The 843-nt window shown below is 32.6% G+C and carries 1 protein-coding gene and 1 pseudogene; both read left to right on the plus strand.

Features of this window, described 5'->3' with window-relative positions; translation table 11 throughout:
• A partial coding sequence (locus GQR46_RS20190) for a response regulator (RefSeq protein WP_206009735.1) occupies positions 1 to 460 on the plus strand: 460 nt, incomplete at its 5' end.
• Positions 457 to 843 (plus strand): annotated as a pseudogene (locus tag GQR46_RS20195) (nucleoside phosphorylase); the annotation flags it as partial. The gene GQR46_RS20190 and the pseudogene GQR46_RS20195, both read left to right, overlap by 4 nt.

Here is an 843-nt window from a genome sequence, read left to right on the forward strand (position 1 = left end):
TAGGATATTAATTATGAAAATTTTAATTATTGAAGATGATGATTATAAAGCTAATGACTTACTCAAATTTTCTAATCAGAAATTTTCTAATCCTGAAGTTAAGTTGGCTGTGAGCTTAGCTGAAGCTATTGATGAAATTGATGAATCTATTTTTGATTTAATATTTATCGATATGGCAATTCCTAGCCACACAGCGGAACAAGGAGAAGGTTCTCCCATGTCACTGTTAACTGGCGGAATTGACATACTACTAGAGCTATCAGAAATGCAAAGAGAAGATCGCTGTATAGTTATAACTCAACATCCCAGTATTGAAATTTCAGAAGAACATTACCCTCTAGATAAAGCACCAGCAATATTTAAATCACTGTTAAACTGTGAAGTTGTTGCATGTATTTACTATGTTGTGGACGATTCAAAATGGATGATTGACTTAGAAAAGGCGTTGCAGAATAAATGAATGTTTTAATACTTGAAGACGATGAAATAAAATACTCACAAATAGAAGAAACGCTCAAACAAGAAATACCTGAGTCAGAAATAATACCGTGTGAACACTTCTCAAGGTTTGTTATAGAGTCAGGTAAAAAAAAGTTTGATCTTATTGTCACAGACTTATTGGTTCCACTTCAAAAAGATGCAAAACATACAACTGATGTAACTAATGAAATTATTGATACAATACGAGATACTGAATCACCGAATTTTTCGACACCAGTGATAGCAATAACAGGTTTCTCTGAAGTGGCTACACAAAACTATGAAAAGTTTAATCGATTAGACATTAATATTATCAATTACCTAGCCGACTCTGATAGTTGGAAAGAAGCCTTCCAGTTAAAA

Source organism: Pseudoalteromonas sp. Z1A6 (assembly GCF_011378745.1).
Lineage (GTDB): Bacteria > Pseudomonadota > Gammaproteobacteria > Enterobacterales > Alteromonadaceae > Pseudoalteromonas > Pseudoalteromonas arctica.